11 protein-coding genes and 1 tRNA gene are annotated in these 18,297 nt (G+C 32.6%); 9 read left to right on the top strand and 3 right to left on the bottom strand.

Annotated elements, in window-relative coordinates; translation table 11 throughout:
* Positions 1–833 precede the first annotated feature (833 nt).
* A complete protein-coding gene (locus SB679_RS14545) occupies positions 834–2,486 on the bottom strand; it encodes an NUMOD4 domain-containing protein (protein ID WP_410703011.1) in 1,653 nt (550 codons plus the stop codon).
* 972 nt (positions 2,487–3,458) lie between these two features.
* Between SB679_RS14545 and SB679_RS14550 the strand changes: the two genes are divergently transcribed.
* The gene (locus SB679_RS14550) at positions 3,459–3,989 is read left to right on the top strand and encodes an antirestriction protein ArdA (RefSeq protein WP_410703012.1); all 531 of its coding nucleotides are present in this window, start codon (positions 3,459–3,461) and stop codon (positions 3,987–3,989) included.
* Between the two features lie 127 nt (positions 3,990–4,116).
* Here the strand turns inward: SB679_RS14550 and SB679_RS14555 are convergent.
* Positions 4,117–4,187 (bottom strand) — tRNA-Gln (locus SB679_RS14555).
* A 772-nt stretch (positions 4,188–4,959) separates the two neighbouring features.
* Here SB679_RS14555 and SB679_RS14560 point away from each other — a divergent pair.
* From SB679_RS14560 to SB679_RS14595, 8 genes are all read left to right on the top strand, one after another.
* A complete protein-coding gene (locus tag SB679_RS14560) occupies positions 4,960–6,414 on the top strand; it encodes a tyrosine-type recombinase/integrase (RefSeq protein WP_410703013.1) in 1,455 nt (484 codons plus the stop codon).
* A 755-nt stretch (positions 6,415–7,169) separates the two neighbouring features.
* A complete protein-coding gene (locus SB679_RS14565) occupies positions 7,170–7,379 on the top strand; it encodes a hypothetical protein (RefSeq protein WP_410703014.1) in 210 nt (69 codons plus the stop codon).
* A gap of 5 nt (positions 7,380–7,384) precedes the next feature.
* Positions 7,385–7,843: a hypothetical protein gene (locus tag SB679_RS14570; RefSeq protein ID WP_410703015.1), complete on the top strand. Its 459-nt coding sequence runs from the start codon at positions 7,385–7,387 to the stop codon at positions 7,841–7,843.
* A gap of 21 nt (positions 7,844–7,864) precedes the next feature.
* On the top strand, positions 7,865–8,212 hold the full coding sequence (locus tag SB679_RS14575) for a hypothetical protein (protein WP_410703016.1): 348 nt from the start codon (positions 7,865–7,867) through the stop codon (positions 8,210–8,212).
* A 407-nt stretch (positions 8,213–8,619) separates the two neighbouring features.
* On the top strand, positions 8,620–10,155 hold the full coding sequence (locus SB679_RS14580; protein ID WP_410703017.1) for a T9SS type A sorting domain-containing protein: 1,536 nt from the start codon (positions 8,620–8,622) through the stop codon (positions 10,153–10,155).
* 2 nt (positions 10,156–10,157) lie between these two features.
* A complete protein-coding gene (locus SB679_RS14585) occupies positions 10,158–13,355 on the top strand; it encodes a hypothetical protein (protein WP_410703018.1) in 3,198 nt (1,065 codons plus the stop codon).
* Positions 13,356–13,361: 6 nt separating this feature from the next.
* Complete coding sequence (locus SB679_RS14590) at positions 13,362–17,066, top strand: DUF6443 domain-containing protein (RefSeq protein ID WP_410703019.1); 3,705 nt, start codon at positions 13,362–13,364, stop codon at positions 17,064–17,066.
* 1 nt (position 17,067) lies between these two features.
* The gene (locus SB679_RS14595; RefSeq protein ID WP_410703020.1) at positions 17,068–17,415 is read left to right on the top strand and encodes a hypothetical protein; all 348 of its coding nucleotides are present in this window, start codon (positions 17,068–17,070) and stop codon (positions 17,413–17,415) included.
* Between the two features lie 34 nt (positions 17,416–17,449).
* On the opposite strand, the gene SB679_RS14600 is transcribed toward SB679_RS14595, so the two are convergent.
* Complete coding sequence (locus SB679_RS14600) at positions 17,450–17,854, bottom strand: hypothetical protein (RefSeq protein WP_410703021.1); 405 nt, start codon at positions 17,852–17,854, stop codon at positions 17,450–17,452.
* Between the last annotated feature and the right edge of the window lie 443 nt (positions 17,855–18,297).

Here is an 18,297-nt window from a genome sequence, read left to right on the forward strand (position 1 = left end):
ACTGCAATTGCGGTGGTTTTATTGTCTCCCAATACTTGAAAATAAATCAATAAAAACACAATAATTGATAAATCTGTAACATAAAGGTATATACTACATATGAATTTACATACTACTAAATAGCTATCTGATTGATTACTAAAATGCTGTTTTTACTTTTTTCAATAAAAATTGCAGTCATTTTTAATAGAAACGTTTTTCTATTTTTTTCTTTCGCTGTAGATTAGACTGATAAATTTTTGTATTATTAATAATGCGCCATCAAATAAACTTTTTTTAATACCCCAAAAACAACTTTAAATAGCACTTCAATGGATTGATTGAATCATTTTTGAAATTTTCCACACTCAATTTTAAAGTTATTCTAAATATTAATATCTCTTAAATCTTTATATTTCTATTGCAAATTATTTATAATAATATTTCAATGATTTTTTTGACAGTTTTCTTTTATTGCTGTGGGTGGGGGATTTTTTTTACCCTTTGTTATACTCAAACAAACTGTCAGATGTTTTAGATTCTCAATTATTTATACAGATATTATAATTGAGGTTAGGTCCCAATCTATCTTTCCATTTGGACTCGTTTTCATCGGTTAGATTAAGATTCGTCAAACGTGAGATGTGATTATTCCATGCAGTATCATCTTCGTTTTGTAGGAATTTTTCTAAAACTATTTATATATGTTGTGGTTGTTTGAAAAATATGTTTAAAATGCGTTTCAGAAATTCAGTTTTTCAGATCACCTACTAATATACTATTAAGGATACAGAAAAAGTGATTGTCCTTCATCATCGATTTGTATACTCACTACCAGGAAAATTCCATATAGCTTATTTTATTCCTTTTAACACGGAATAGCTGGATTTTAGTGAAAACTTTGAAAGTTCCATATTCCATAAAGGGGTATTTTCATTGACTATCACAATATTCATGTCATTCAAATCAAATTCATTTACAAAACAATAATAAAGAAACCGAGGCAAGGCCATTAAGCTTGTACGTACCTGTTCATGTAATCGAAAAACAAGATAACATGAATCCTTTACCTTTGTTAAGTTAGTTATCACAATTTGTTCTTCTTCAAAAAAAATAATTCCTATTCTCCAGCCACTAAGTCTCTTTATCCTACCCTTATTAGAAATAACATATTTGTCTTCATAACCTGGCAATGGCTTCCATTGCTCATCTGGAAGGTCTTTCAGAGAGAGGTTCAAAATCGCTGGTGGATTCTTCTTATCAATTTTAGGCTTAGCTAGCTTCTCCCAAAGAAAACTGTTAAATAAATTTCCTGAATTAGCAATTATACGAATTGATTTTAATTTTTTGTCTTTAGGCGGATCTTTAGCCTTTTGTAATATAAGCTTTGACGCATCAGCTTTCCATTGTGGTTTATTTTTATTGATGATGATGTTTGTTTTACTGTTTAAATCAAATTCTTTTATAAAACAATAATACAGGAATCGAATAATCTCAATTGAAATTTTCTTTTTTTTATCAGCTAAATTATCTAATATGACATGCATTGAATACACTGTATCATCTTTAAATTCTACATGTTGAGGGAGGATACAATCTTTTTTAAATATCCTTCTTCCTGTAACATTCCAAGCTTCCCATCTCTTCACTCTTCCCTTATTGGAGATTGAATATTGCTTTTCAAAGTCTGGTAATGGCTTCCACTGCTCACCTGGAATATCTTCTATGGATAGATTCATACAAGCAGGCGGATTACTTTTATTGATCTTCGGTCTGCCTAATCTCTGCCATAATTCTTCATTGAATATACGTTTTGAAGTATCTGTTGAGATAAAATCCTCTTTCTTAGGGGGCTTACTTTGCAGAAACCAACGATATCCTCCCGTAATTAATACTTCATTGGTAATAGCTGAATAAATTGCAGTTACACTGATGCCAAAAGCTTTTTCAGCAGCATAAAAACTATCAAAATGAGCAACAAGTTTGCCTTCAGTAGTGTATTGGCTAACAGGTTGTAGATAGAGTACATGTCGATTTTTAATTCTATTTTTTTGAAATACTTTCAAACTTTTTTCGCTAGCTGAAATCTTATTTAAATTACTGCTATGCAAATGAAGCCTATTGCCATCTATAGTCTCAATGTAGATGCGCTGGTCATTTATATCAAATTTTTCAACAAAATGATAGTATACCAAACGAGATATAGGTTTTTCAGTTTTTTTTCCATCAACTGATAACCTTCCATTGACATTATAGAAATAACGATTAAGGTATTTATTAAAATGTTTAATAAAAACTAGCTTCAAAATCATTTCTGGATGATATCTTTCTTTACCAAATAATGAAGGAGCATCACGTTCAAGACTCTTTATTCTTCCATAATTAGAAATTGCATAATTCTCAAAACCTTCGATAAGCTCCCACTTTTCGTCAGGTAAATTTTCCAAAGATCTATTATAAATAACTTCTTTTACATATTGGTCTTCAAATTCAGGAGGAAGTTTCATTGATCGGAATATCGTTTGTGTTTAATTGTACTTAGAGGAATTCGAATTTAAAACGAAATTTTATTATATCAAAGTTATTCAATTCAAATAAGTATATCCAACATTATCTTTCCATTTTGCTCTTGACAAGCAATGCACTCTATTGCAAATTCTTTAAAATAATATTTCAATGATTTTTTTGACAGTTTTCTTTTATTGATGTGGGTGAGGGATTTTTTACCCATTGTGATACTTAAACAAACTGTCAGATTTTTTTTTAAATTCTAGAATTATTATAATTGAGGGTAGGTAGGTAAATTTCATAAACTATTAGAAATTTATAATAAATAATATTATAAAAACTTTCATTTTATACATTTTACTCCACCCACCCCACCCAAACCCTCGACTAAAACAACTGTCAAGAATCTATATTGTATTATAATTAGGGTGAAAAAAGACAATGGTTAATCCCCACTCACAAAAGTACCCCCACTCAATCTCTCTCAAAAACTCAGACAGTCTTTATAGTAGAATTTGTAACATTTTAACACCAAATAAAATATTTTGAGTGTATGGACATAACGCACTATCTCTAGTCAGCATCCCTCCAAAGTTCTTTTTTTGGTAGCCCCCTACTAACTGTCAGATCTTTTCTCAAAACTAATTTTTATTTTATTTGTTTTTTGTGGATCTGCTTTATTTTCCACTTACATTTTCTACTGCTATACTCTTCAAACTATATGTTTTATTGATGTTTTTTTGACAGTTTTTGTTTGTTGCGGTTTATGTTTAAAAATATTTTAAAAACTTTAATTTTAAAGTTGAAATCTCTGTCAATTGGCATGAATATTGACTTTGTTAATATGTCAAAGAACTATTTCAAGTTCTTTTTTCTACATAGATTCTCACAATAATATATAAAAAATGCCTAAAGTGATACGAACACGATAGGCAAGTCAATAAATTTTAACACATCTAAAACTTATCAACATGACAAATTTACAAAATTGTCTTGATTCTTGCAGTATCTATGTAGGAACGTATGCAAAGTACAACAATGGAAGCCTTTACGGAAAATGGTTTAATTTAGCTGAATATTCAGATTATGACGAACTATTAGAAGCAATGAAAGAGCTTCACCAAGACGAACATGATCCTGAATTCATGATGCAAGATTATGAAAACTGTTCTTTCTTTGAAAAATTAGGATTAATTCGAGAAAGTTATATCTCTAAAGATATATACGAAATAGCTGAGCAAATAAATGATTCTAGCTATGATGTTGAAGTTTTTGATGCTTATGTTGATTGTGTTGGAAAGATGGATTTTTCAAGTGTTTATGACAGTGTAATAAACTATTATATAGGTGAGTATTCAGACGATGAAACATTTGCACAATATATGCTAGAAGAAAATATTCCAGATAGTTTACCCAACTATATTTATATTGATTGGGAAGCTACAGCAAGAAATCTAATGTATGATTATTTTGAAAGTGGAGGATATTATTTTAGAGCTTAGGTTTCATAAAATGTAATAAATAAGGTTTTCTACATTGACCTTGACCTTAACCTTGACCAATCGAATAAAAATAAGTAAAATAAAAAAGCAACTTGCTGTAAATTAGCTAGTTGCTTTTATTTTGTTGTAGACCCACAGGGATTCGAACCCCAACTGACGGTACCAAAAACCGGAGTGCTACCGTTACACTATGGGTCTGTATATTTTGGTGGTGCAAATCTACAATTTTTTTCTTTATATCCAAAAATCTTCATCAAAAATTTTAATATTTTAAGTTGGAAATACAGTAGTTGTCTGTCTTTTTATAAGTTACGTGTTAGAAAAAAAACTAAAATTTAAACTGTAAATAGAGGAGAAGCTAGCAATCATATAATTTAAATAGATGAAGCAATGAAAGGGTTAAATGTAGGACTTGAAAAACAATTTTAATTTAATCCGTAATCTGTATAGGAAACTCACCTGGTAATCACGAAGGGAATAGATTTCATCAGAAGTATGATATACATCTGGAACATTCTTTTCGTGTATATTTTTAATATTCTTCTTTTCATGGTATCATGTATGACAAAAGCAAATGAATCCTTTGCAATTTGTTTTTTACTTTGCTGTAAAATTCCACCGGAATGTAGTCTGTACTTATACAAAACTTCATTGATGAAAAATATTTATCTGTTTTGTGGAGTTATTTTGACAGTATGTCACTTGGGATCATTCATATTAGAAATATAACGCTGGGTTTGAACATAAAAAAACCATTCTTAAAAAAGAATGGTTTGTAGACCCACAGGATATAACATCTTGCATTTGTTTATATCTTGTTGAATAAATTTTATAGCTTGTATTGTTGATTAATAGGTAATTAAATTTTATTGGATGTAAATAAATTTAATTACATTCAAAATTTACAGTGACCAAAATAGTGACCAAAACTGAAATATTCGTATATTTGTTATGCAGATATTTTTATTTTATGGCACAGTATAACAACGAAACAGGAAGCGTAAATTTCAGGCTGAAAGAACCAAAATCAGAAATCTCCCGAATAATGGGAAGATATTCGTTTAAGGGCTTACAGGCAGATTTTTCAACGGGTTTAAAAGTTGCTCCGAGCAGTTGGGACAGTGAGACTAAAACAGTTACTTCGGGAACGGATAAAAGAGAAATCAACCAAAAGCTAGGTAAATTCAAAACTTCAATTGTAGATGCTCACAAAAATTTCAATGAACATTACAACCGTCTGCCAACAAAAGAAGAGCTAAAGACAATTGTAGATAATGCAGTCGAAGGGAAGGAACACAACACTGTACAGAAAAATAAAAAATCTTTTGATGATGTATTTCAGGAGTTTACGAAATTGATTGAATTAAAAAATACCCGTGCCATTGCATCTGGACAAAAACCTATGCACAAAACCTATACATCGTCTTTTAATGTGATGTACAAAGATTTAAAAGATTTTGCAACTGATAACAGTATTTTTTTGGATATTGATAAATTTGACGAAACGCAGTGTTTGGAGTTTCAAAATTGGCTTATTGCTACGGAGAGAGTAAAAGAGCTAAGTACATTGAGAACACGGATCAAAAGACTGTCACAGGTACTAAAACGTGCATTTGAAAAAGCTTACACGCAAAACAGAAGTTATTTGCAAGACGAATTTAGTGTAAAAGTTCCGCCAAGTTTCCACACGGTTCTGACTGAACCCGAAATTAAAATATTGTATGAGCATGATTTTTCTAATTCTCCGAGATTGGAGAGAGTTCGAGATTTGTTTGTTCTCGGCTGTCATTGCTCACTCAGGTTTGGAGATATAACCAGAATTGAAAACGGACATATTGACGTAGGTGCAGGAACTCTGAGCATACTATTAAATAAAGGTTCTCGTATTGATAAATACAAAACTGTCAACTTTCCAATATTTGGATATGCAGGAGAGATTTTGAGCAAATATGACAACAATATTAAAAGCATTGCTATATCTAATCAAAACACTAATGAGTACCTGAAAGAATTGTTTAGAGAGATTCCATATTTCAATGAAAAGGTAATCACCCGTGAACGTCCAACCAATGAGGGAGTTGTATTTGAAACAATCAATTTTGCAGATAAGGTAGCGTTCCACGATTCTAGGAGAAGTTTCTGTACCAACCGATATATTGAGGGATGGGACTTATTGGAGATATGGCAGTACACAGGTCACACAGACGAATCCGTTTTCAAAACCTATTTCAAACCGACCTTTGAACATGAGCAGGTGAGACAGGAGAGTATCAAGACGAGAAATGAAAAATTACAAAAGGTTGATTTACAGGCAAAACAGATTGAGGATCTTAAAACCCAAATGGAAAAAATGAAAGAACTTATTGAAAGTGGAAACATAGAGCAGTTAGCCGAAATCATTAATATTAATAAAAATGCTTCTTAGATACTCCCAAGAAATTCATCATTGTAAAAGTACCATATTGCGTATATAGAATATATAAGGAGCTATGATTTTTAATAATGAATTTTAGCTCTTTTTTTGTGCTTTTATTTATTGTGAAAATAAACAATTTCTTTTTCAGGAGTGCGTGACACCTTTGTTTTGACACATCTAATCTAAACCCTTTGATTCCTTTTTCAATATATACATCATTGCATAATCAATCATCTATACAATAACATCTACATGGTTTATGAAGTTGTAAATCATCCCTGAAAAAACATCTAAAAAAAATGTTGAGGTTACCACATAGCTAGTAAAAAATAATCTTGAAGTTTAAAAGGCAGGGGGTATAGACAAAAACGCCTTTTCAGGGTATCCCTTAGACTGATATGGGTACTCTATCGAGACATATTTAATAAAAATTGGAAAAGAGCATTTATATTTTGAATAATTTTCTCAAATTTGCAATAATCAACAATTTAAAACGGTTTAATTATTGATATAGAAAAATTTATCTAAAAAGCTATCGAGCTATTTTAGAAGACATCAACGAAAATAAGTGTAAGACTTGTGTGCTTTGTAAATAAAATTTGGCGATTTTAAACAACAATCATTGGCAGATAAAGTCAGAACACCCACGTTACGGCGTGGGCGATTCTGCTTTTGATTGTAGGCGACGCCAAATGCCTTTTTACAAAGTGTGAATTTGCTCACGCTTTTTTTGTTGCCCAAAATCAAACAAAATTTATAAAAATATGAGCAACACAAATGAGGGCGGATGCTTACCTGTATTTGCATTTATTCTTTATGCAGTCGTAATTATTGGTTCAGGGATTCTCTCTTGGAACTGGGTTGAACCGAAATCTTTTGTCGGAGCAATCGGCTTTATAATCGTTTGGGGAATCCTTTCCTACATCGGACATTTTATCTTACTCGGAATTATCGCATTATTATCTGAAAAATAGTCATTATGAAAAATATTTACTTATTAATGGCTTTTTGTGCAGCATTTAGCTGTAAAAAACAAGATTCTTTCGATGATGCTTATATGAACTCTGATTCCATTAGTACAGACACCACTTATCAGGCTTCTACAACTGTTTTTAACGATTCTACAAGCATTATTCAAGACACATTATCAACCGCTTCAATAAAGCCTAAATACGCCATTATATGGGCTATAATCGCACCCAATAGTGATTCTGTGCTTACTAAAGAGAATATGTCTCGCTATCAGAGTATCGGAAGTGATGTTATTGAAATGACAGACGTAAGCGAAGATGCCAAATACAAAAAAATGGACGAGTTCGAGAAAACATTATACAAGGATGGAGCTGTTCCCGCAGGTATGAATATCAGGAAAAGAAAAATTCTTGTATTTGACAGCTATGCAGAAGCTTCAAAACAGAGAGAAGAATTTATAAAATAATAACAATCAAAATAATTTACAATGAAAAAATTAATTTTTACTTTAATGTTCGTATTACCAACGTTTTATTTCGCACAGGAAATACAGAAAGATAAGAAATGTGATCTGCCTGCAAACTATCAAGAACCTGCACCGGATAAGAAAACCCAATCTTTTTTGAAAAAAGTAGATGCAACTATTTCTGACCTTAGAAAACACGTTGCGATAGATAATGACTGCAACGAAAGCGATGTTGTTTTTTTGCGCATTTCAGAACAGAAAGGAAACGGACTGTATGATTTGTGCGTAAAAGGTAAAAATCTCAAATATAAACGTATGGGTTCAGTATTCATGAAAAATAACGAAAACCCTTTTGATGTAGCAAAATGATACTGCAATTACAAACGCAAACAACTTGTTTTCCAGCAATCAAATTTAAACCATACAGCATTTGGGATGATAGTTTATTTTTCTTGATGATGTTAACGCTACTTATTTTGTATGTCGGTTGCTCATATTATCTCATGCATATTTTGAAACTTCTTACGGACAGGTTGAAAAAACGCTTTAATAACGAAAAAAATTAGATGGATCAAAACTTATTTATAACACGACATGATCTGTCGCTTTGCTGAAATACCTTTGTATTATAACAATTTAACAAGCAAATAAAAACACCATGATGTGATAAAATTCATATTAAATCTCATTAATGAGAACTTAATAACTGTTAAAAAATATTAAATTTGCAAAATTATAATAACAAAAACTATTATTAACTTTTAAACACAAAATAGATGAGAAAACTCTACATAAGTGCATTTACTATGTGCACAATCTTGGGCTACGCTCAGGAAGCAGTGTGGCAAAAGGACATTAAATCCAGTACTCAGGATTTTTTAAGCCAAGTCACGACAACCATTGACGGACAATATTTGATTACAGGAAGCTCGATTCAGAGCAGTAAACTACAAGACAATAAACAAAACAACGGCTACGATTTTCATTTAGTGAAGCTCAACCAACAAGGAGAAGAAGTTTGGGAAAAGTTCTTTGTGGGAAATAATCACGATTTTCTTTCATCTACTGTGGCAACCCAAGAGGGTGGATTTTTACTCTCAGGCACCACTTATTCTAGCAAAAATTTGGATAAGAGAGAAGATTCCAAAGGCGGATCTGACATCTGGCTGATTCGCATCAATGAATTCGGAGATGAACTTTGGCAGAAAACATTGGGAAGTTCTTCTGATGAAGAAGCAAGATCCGTGATTCAAACCACCGATTTAGGATTCTTTGTTGCTGGAAATATTCAGAACTCAGAAAAAGGATACGGATCTAAAGATGTTCTGATTATTAAACTCGACAAAAACGGAAAAGAACTCTCCCAATTAATTTTTGGAGGAAAAGGATTGGATGAAGTAGAAAAGATGATTCCTACTAAAGATGGAGGTGCATTGTTAGGGATCTATTCCAGAAGCGGTGTCGGAGGTTCAAAGAAGACCGAAAACTTTGGTGAAGGTGATTATTATATTATCAAACTCAATAAGGATGGCAAAGTTGAATGGGAAAAAAATTACGGTGGAAAAGCAGATGATCATTTGAGAACGTTAGCCCTGACCTCAAATGGATACATTATCGGCGGTGAATCAAGATCCGAAAGATCAGGAAACAAATCTGTGGGAATTGAAGAAGGAACCGACTTGTGGTTAATCTCACTTAACGAAAGAGGTGAAGAAATTTGGCAGAAATCCTATAATTTCAAAAACAGGGATGTTTTGATGGGAATGAGCGTTATGCACTCAGCAGATGATAAAACATCTAAAGGTTTCCTTTTAGGAGGATACACGCAAGCCGAAGGAAGAGTTGAAGCAGATGATGAGAAGTTTTGGATGCTTTATCTCGATCAAAATGGCAATGAGCAATGGCGCAAGCACGTCAAAGGAGAATCTTCTAAAAAAGAAGAAAGATTATCTGATATAAAACTGAACCGTGATGGTTCGATAATACTTGCAGGAACCAGTGCAGAGGAACTTGGCAAAGAAAACTGGAAGATTGTAAAGCTTGGAGACAGCCAGATTGACAAGCTTATTGAAAAGCAGGAAATCAAAATCTATCCGAATCCCGTAACGGATTATGCTTATGTAGAAACTGGCTTTGAATTTAAAGAAGCGGATATTACCCTTTATGATATGGGTGGCAGACAACTTCAGAATATTAAAACAAAGAATAAAGTGACGAAGATCAATACCCAGAATTTGATTCAGGGTGCTTATCTGGTAACAATAAAAACTGATACGAATAAAACAGTTTCTTCTAAAATTATAAAAAAATAAACATGAGAAAAAAAATAACCATACTATTCAGTATACATATATCCTTACTTTTTCTGGCACAAAGCAAACCACCCGAGAGTTATTCATTAATAAGAGGAGTTAACGAAAATATTAATTTGAATTCAGGTAGTTTAGATTTAAATATTCCATTAATTGATTTGACATTGGGGCAATTAAAATTCAATAATTCTTTAAATTATGAATCTAGGGGGTTTGTACCTCATATACCTCCAAGCTATGTTGGCTTAAATTGGAATATGCTTCAGTTTGGAAAAATTACTAGAGAAGGACATAGAATTGATTTAACAGGAGCCAGTACTTATTTAGCAAACTCTATTAGTAATACTGGAGAGGATCATTCTGCTCCATATAATTACTATAGAAATGATTGTATAAAAACCATGTTTCCTCCTATTGGAAATGAGAGCTCTTTAAAAAAAAGCATTTACGAAAATCCATATGGCAAAGATTATTATGCTAGTTATTATCAACCAAATTTATCAGGAGGCTCCTCTCTAGGAGGATATACAGGGAAGTCTCATACATTTGAGCCGGATAAATTTTATTTTGATTTTATGGGATACAAGGGCTACTTCATTGTAGATAACGAGGGTAATCCTGTTGTTTATTGTGAAAATGCCTCGCTAAAAATAGATATAAATGATTATGGATGCCATGACCTTTTTGGGAATATAACATTTTCACAATTGAAAATAATTGATGATAAAGGGAACCAATTTATTTTTGGGGGGAATATAGATGCGCTAGATATCAATTATAATCAGGCCAGAGTATTTTATGAAGACTATGCACTGCAATTAGGCACTCCTACTTATCATCCTAGTTGGCAGACAAAAACTAATTACATTGATGCTTGGCTCCTAAAAAAAATCATTTTAAATAATGGCGATACAGTTGAAGGTTATTATCAAAATTCAAATTTAGATCCATTAAATAATTTTAGAGGCAGTTACAATGTACAATATGATGCTAATACTTCAGTTGCCAATGATATACCTTACGAAAATATAGGTTTTCCTAATAAACAAACATTAATTAATAATAACTTAAGTATAGATCATATAAGAACATTTAATGAAACCAAGGTTTATGGGTACTGTGTACCGTCATGTAACCTAGATACTTATACACAAATTGATACTTATACAAAAAAAGCAGTACTCGATAGTATAAAAATCAATGATATTAATATTTCATATAAATATAATTTATCCCAAAATTCGTTAGAACAGACTAATAAGTATTTAAATGAAATAAGTATACAGCATAATAATAAGACAATTAAAAAAATTAATCTTTTTTATGAAAATTTAGGGACTACTAATAAAAGAACTTTTTTGAAAAGTGTAATTAGTTCTAATAGTGAAAATGTATACTTTGATTACTATAATACAGATGATTTTCCTCCATTAAAAAATAGTGACTATGCTACAAATAAATTAGGGTTTTGGACAGGACAAATGTCACCTGATACATACAACCAAGGAGAGGCTGATCAACAAGGAGTATCTATTCAGGATTTTAGTGCTTTTGATACAGGATTGTTAAAAACAGTAACTTATCCAACGAAGGGAAATACAACATATTTTTATGAATTAGGAGATTATTCAGCAATATACAAATATGGAAAATACTTTACAGACCCCCCAAAGTTATACAGTGAAAATAAAACAGTAAATGCTCCTCGCATTTACAAAAAAATAGAATCTGGTTCAAATAATAATGAAGAAACTTTGTATAAGTACAAAAATGACACAGGAGGAAGTACTGGAATAATTGATGATGCAGTATTAGATATTACGGGATTTCATAGTAATAAAAATTTAAATGCTAATCTAAATAGTTGGAACTCTCTCCATTATAGTACCGTAAATGTAATAAAACAAGGAAAAGGTTTTATAAAATATCAATTTTCAGACAGAATTACAAATCCAGACATGTCTACTAGTAAAATCTTTCATACTCCTAATACAAATACATGTACAGCAGGTGAAGTCCACTGGGGAGAAGACAAAAGAATTTTTTTGTCCAAGCAATATGAAAGAGGAAAAATTCTAAAAGAAGAGATTTATGATAACAGTAATTTAAAATTAAAAGAGACTACATATGATTATAATAATTTTCTTAGTAAGTTTCCAAATTTAAATTTAGGTGCAGTTTGTTCAGATTGTAAGATTTCCGATTTAAATTATTATGTAAGAACAATAGCATATTATGCAAATTCTGCCCCCCGACCTTGTGATATACAAACATTATATGTTCCAGTAATTCCCTACCTGCAAACATCCCAAATGACCAAAGAATATTTTGGAAGTAAAGTAACTGAAGCTACAAAAAAAACAGCATATACGGATAACTCTAAAAACTGGCACCCACATCCTATCGAAGAATCTGTTACCACTTATGCTGGAATGTATGTTAAAAAATATTTGTATGCACCTGATTTAATTAAAAAAGATTGTCGAGGATTTAGAGGCTGTTCAAACGAAAATTCTGCAGTTGGTTCACAATGGGATATTTATGAAGGGATGATTGCTTCCAATTTTTTGGTTCCTTTGCTAGAAATAACTAAAAATACAGATAGCAAATTTTCATTGAAAGAAAATCTATTTACAACAAGCCCTACTTTTTTGTATGCTCCTAAAAAAGTAAGACATTCATTGGCAAATGCCGTATTGGACTTTGATAATTATAATATTCCTGTAACAAATAATATAGTAAACGATATAGATTTTAATACATATGATAATAATGCAAACAATCTTCAAATGATTATAAAAGATGGCATTCCTGTTACTACAATTTATGGATATAACCAAACTTTACCTATTGCTACTATTAGTGGAATATCATATGAGCAGTTAATGCAAGTGTTTGGTTTACCTACAACTTCTACAGGATATTTAAGTTTAGATATTGTTTCAAAATCAAACTCGGATAAGGATGAAGCAAGTGAACAGTTATTATTTAATTCATTAGAAACATTTCGTAACAATCCTGCTTTAACAAATTACCCAATTACTACCTACACTTATGATCCCTTAATTGGTATTAAAAGCATCACTCCACCGTCAGGAATCAGAGAGTTCTACAAATACGATGCATCTAACAGGCTTGAAAAAGTAGTAGATGCCAACGGAAAAGTACTGAAAGAATACCAATATCATTATAAAAACTAACACACGATGAAAAAACTTATAATTCCTGTCAGTGCGTTGTTAATGGCCGGGACAGCCCATGCCCAGTTAACCCCTACAGAAAATTACATCTATACAAAGACTTATTTATCAGATCCCACGCTTCCAGCTCCCAAAACCACCGAAACCGTTCAGTATGTTGATGGGTTGGGAAGGCCTAAGCAGGTGGTGAATATCAAAGCTTCCCCATTAGGAAGAGATGTTGTATCTCATATCGAATATGACCAGTTCGGACGACAGACTAAAGACTACCTTCCCGTTCCTCAAGGCGGAACGCTGAACGGGGCTATTGTTCCCACACCTTTGGCCAATGCTACCCAAACCGATCTGTACGGGTCAGAAAAGATCTATGCCGAAAAGACCCTTGAAAACTCTCCGCTGGACAGAATCCTGGAGCAGAGACAAGTGGGCAATGCCTGGAGTGATAAACCCGTGAAATTTAATTACGATGCCAATGTTTCAGGAGAAGTGATCAAATATACGGCTCCTACCGCCTGGGAGAATGGTGCCACAAAATCCGGGATCAGCTACAATGGAACCTATGGAACAGGCCAATTGTACAAAAACTCGGTAAAAGATGAAGACGGCAATGAAACCATAGAATTTAAAAACGGAAAGGGGCAGACTCTGCTGGTAAGAAAAGTATTAAATGCCACCGAAAATGCTGATACCTATTATGTCTATAATGACTACGACCAGCTGGCATGGGTGGTTCCGCCACTTCTTGCCAAAATGCAGACCTGGGGACTGGCCGAACAGAATGCCCTGGCCTATGAATACCGTTACGATGGCAGAGGAAGATTGGTAGAAAAGAAGCTTCCCGGCAAAGGCTGGGAATATATGGTGTATGACAAAGCAGACAGACTGATTATGTCACAGGATGCGAATCTTGGGGTAACAAGTAAATGGATTATCAACAAATATGATAAATTTGGAAGACTAATCTATACAGGAATTATTGCCGGAGGTGACAGAGCAAGCATGCAGTCTCAGGCAGGAAATCTGGTCATCACAGAAGAAAGAAGCAGCACAGGATTTACAAGAAATGGAATGCAAATTTATTATAATAATGGATATTTTATAGACATAGAAACTATTTTAAGTGTCAATTATTATGACACCTATCCTTCCTATAGTTTCAATCCTGCATTTCCTGCAGACATTCAGGGAGTGGCTCTGCTTACGGATACTCCGTCCTCTGATGGAAGAAGCACCAAAGGACTTCCCGTGATGAGTTTGGTGAAAAATATTGAAGACGATAACTGGACTAAAAACTACAGCTACTACGACACCAAAGGAAGAGCGGTAGGAGGATATTCCATCAATCATTTGGGTGGCTATACCAGAACCGAATCTAAACTGGATTTTGCAGGAATTGTTCAAAATACACTCACCCAACACGTAAGGAAAGTGGGAGAACCAGAAGTAATGGTAAAAGAACGCTTTGAATATGATTCTCAAAATAGGCTTTTAAAACATTATCACCAGGTGGATAACTGGACTGAACAGCTATTGGCAGAGAACAGCTATAATGAACTGTCCCAATTATCCAATAAAAAAGTAGGTTCAGGAAGTGGATTTATACCATTACAAAGTATAGATTATGCTTACAATATCAGGGGCTGGATGACTGATATTAATAAAGATCAGATGGGAGTACCTGATTTGGGAGGGAAATTATTTGCCTATAAAATAAAATACAATCAGAAACAGGGAATTGATAATCCAGACCCCATAAAGTTCTCAGGTAAAAATGTAACGCCTAAATATAATGGTAACATTGCTGAAGTTGATTGGAGATCGGTTACCACCTTAGGAGATAACCCTTCACTAGAGCCTAAAAGATATGGCTATGCTTATGACAAATTAAACCGATTGAGCGCAGGATATTATCAAAGTCCAAGTAATCCGTACAGTAAAGAAAATATAGAATCTCTAACCTATGATTTAAACGGAAATATCACTAATCTGTATAGAACATCTACGCTACAGGGAACCATAGCAACAGAGATTGATGATCTTGAATATTTCCATTCAGGAAATCAGGCGACCAGCATTAAAGATCATAGCGGTAACTCAACAGGCTATGAAGGAGTTGCTGGAAATCTTATTGATTATGATGCTAATGGGAACATGAAAAGCATGATAGATAAGCAAATAAATGGAATAGGTTATAATCATTTAAATCTGGCAAATGCTGTTACAATAGGTGCAGGGCAAGTAACCACTGATATTGCTACAAAATACAGAGCAGATGGAGTAAAGGTGAGAAAAGAAAACACCAATACTTCCGTAGGATTTAGCAGTACTACATGGAAAAAAGAAGTAACGGATTATATTGATGGCTTCCAATACCTCAATGTGACAAGTTCAGGAAATGATACTGGCGGAAGCAGTGAATCATTTTTGGCATCATCAATGGAAACCAGGCATGCATTTGAGAGGGAAGCTTTCAGTAAGATTGGACCTCCTATTGTAATTGATCCGGGGCCTATTGATCCAATTATTAAGAACCCTCACAACCCGGAATTGCAGTTTTTCCCAACATCGGAAGGATATTATGATTATCAGAAAAAGCAGTATATTTACCAGTATCAAGATCATTTAGGGAATGTAAGGATAAGTTTTGCAAGAAATACTGGTACGGGAGGTATTGAAATAACAGATGCTAATGATTACTACCCATTTGGAATGAGCCATTTAAAAACAGGAAATGCTTATTTTGGTGCTGGTAAATACCAGAACTATAAGTATAACGGTAAGGAGCTTCAGGAGACGGGATTTTATGATTATGGAGCGAGGATGTATATGAGTGATGTTATCATCTGGGGTACTCATGATCCGCTGGCGGAAAAATCAAGAAGATTTTCACCTTATACTTATGCATTCAATAATCCGATTAGGTTTATTGATCCTGATGGAAGAGAAGGAGAAGACTGGTTTAAGAATTCAATGGGGCAAATGGAATTTAGAGATGATGTAAAGAGCCAACAGGATTTAACAGATAAAGGAATAAATGGGACTTATGTCGGCGAAACATCCCAGCAGGGAAGCTTAAATTATGCATCAGACGGATATGTTTATGATGATTCTACAGCTGGTGGAGGAAAAGCTATTGCTGATGGAAGAATTCATGATGTAGGAGAAGTTACGATTACAAAAACTAGTTCATGGAATAGTCCTTTAGCAAGATTTTTAGTTCCTGACAGAATGGGGATTACCCAAGGCGGTTCAGTTGGAGGAGGAGCAGAAATAGGAACAAATATGGGACTTGAAGTTATCACAAGAGGAAAAGATGCAGGAATTTACTTTGATCCAGGAAATAATTTGAGTCTTGGTGTTCTTTTTGGGATAGGAGGAGAAGGAGATCTTTCTTTCTTCAGCAGCACTTTTACAGGTAAAGTTTCTGATTTGAGTTTAAATTCTGTTGTAGGAACAGAAGGATATGTAAGTGGATCTGTTGTTCCTTTGGTGGGGGTTGTTGGTAAAGTCGCTGTTTCTTTTGATCCCAACCCTAATAATGGTCCAGTATCTGGAAGATGGATTACACGTTCTATTGGTATTGCTGCTGGAGCTAAAGGCTCCTTTGGAGCAGGTGTAACAATCTCTAATACCAGAGTTGGTGTTGGTTTTGATGGAAAAGTAAGAGTAGCCGATTATACAGGTGCAGTAACAGGAAAAGGATCATATTAATATGGAACTAAATAAAAGAAATATAATTTTTGTCATTATAATTATTTTTGCAGGTATACTATTTGTCTGTTTTTGGAATTTATATAAATACAATAAATTTTATAGCTCAGAAGTTGATGGTATAATTGAAGAGATAAAATCAAATAGAAAATTTGAAAACTCTAAGGTTGTTAAATTTGTTGGAGAAAATGACTTTAATTACACCTTTTGGATTTATGCATCTGATAAGAACGATATAAAAATAGGCGACTCTATTTATAAGGCGAAAAACTCTGAAGATTATCAGATTTATCGACAAGACAGTTCAGGAAATTATATTTTTTTTAAAACATTAAAAAATAAGCCATAATAAAAACCGCCACTCGAGGGAGTGGCGGTTTTTATTAATTAGGACTTATATAATATCCCACTATTTTAATAGAATCATCTTCTTTATGCAGAGTAAATTTTTCTTGGGTATTTTTTAAATCTCGTTTTACATTATAAATTAATATATATTCATTTCTAGAATGAGTTCCTTTTATAATATTAGTCTGCTCAAATATTAAAGAATCATTTTTAACATTACCAAATTGTGAAAAAGAAGCATCAAACATTTGATTTACTTGTTCTTTTGAAGCCATTTTAAAAAGTTCATCACCACATAATTTAAAAATTTCTTCTCTATTATTTTCTTTTAAAAAAGTGTAAAATTTTTGTGTTATTTTTTCAGCCTCTTTTCTATCGTGTTCCTTAGGACTGCAATTTATAAGAAATAGAGAAAGAAATATTAGGATATATTTTTTCATTTTTATGTAAGCATTGTCTTGATTAAGCAAATGTAGCTATTTTAGCTTTTAATTTAATAAGGTATTAAAATCCTTTAATAAAAAAGTCTCAAAATAATATAAAATTCAAATATAATATATTTCTTCAGTTAGAAAGGATTTACTTCTAAAATTGTTTTGGCTGTTTTCCGTAAAGATGCCTTTTATTGACTTCGTAATGACTTAAAAAAAAATCAATAAAAAACACTATGGACATAGGGTTTATTAACAAATCTGCAACATAAAGGTATATACTCTATTATTCTATAATTACTACATATGAATTTACATACTAATAATGGGTATTAGATTATATCTGATTGTTTACTGAAATATGTTTTTTGTGTTTTTTCAAATAAAATGCTCCCTTTTTCTCAATTGTAACTTGAAAATAGAGAAGTAGAAAACAGGCTCAAAACAAGCCT

This window comes from Chryseobacterium sp. SIMBA_029, assembly GCF_046535275.1.
In the GTDB taxonomy this organism is placed as follows: domain Bacteria; phylum Bacteroidota; class Bacteroidia; order Flavobacteriales; family Weeksellaceae; genus Chryseobacterium.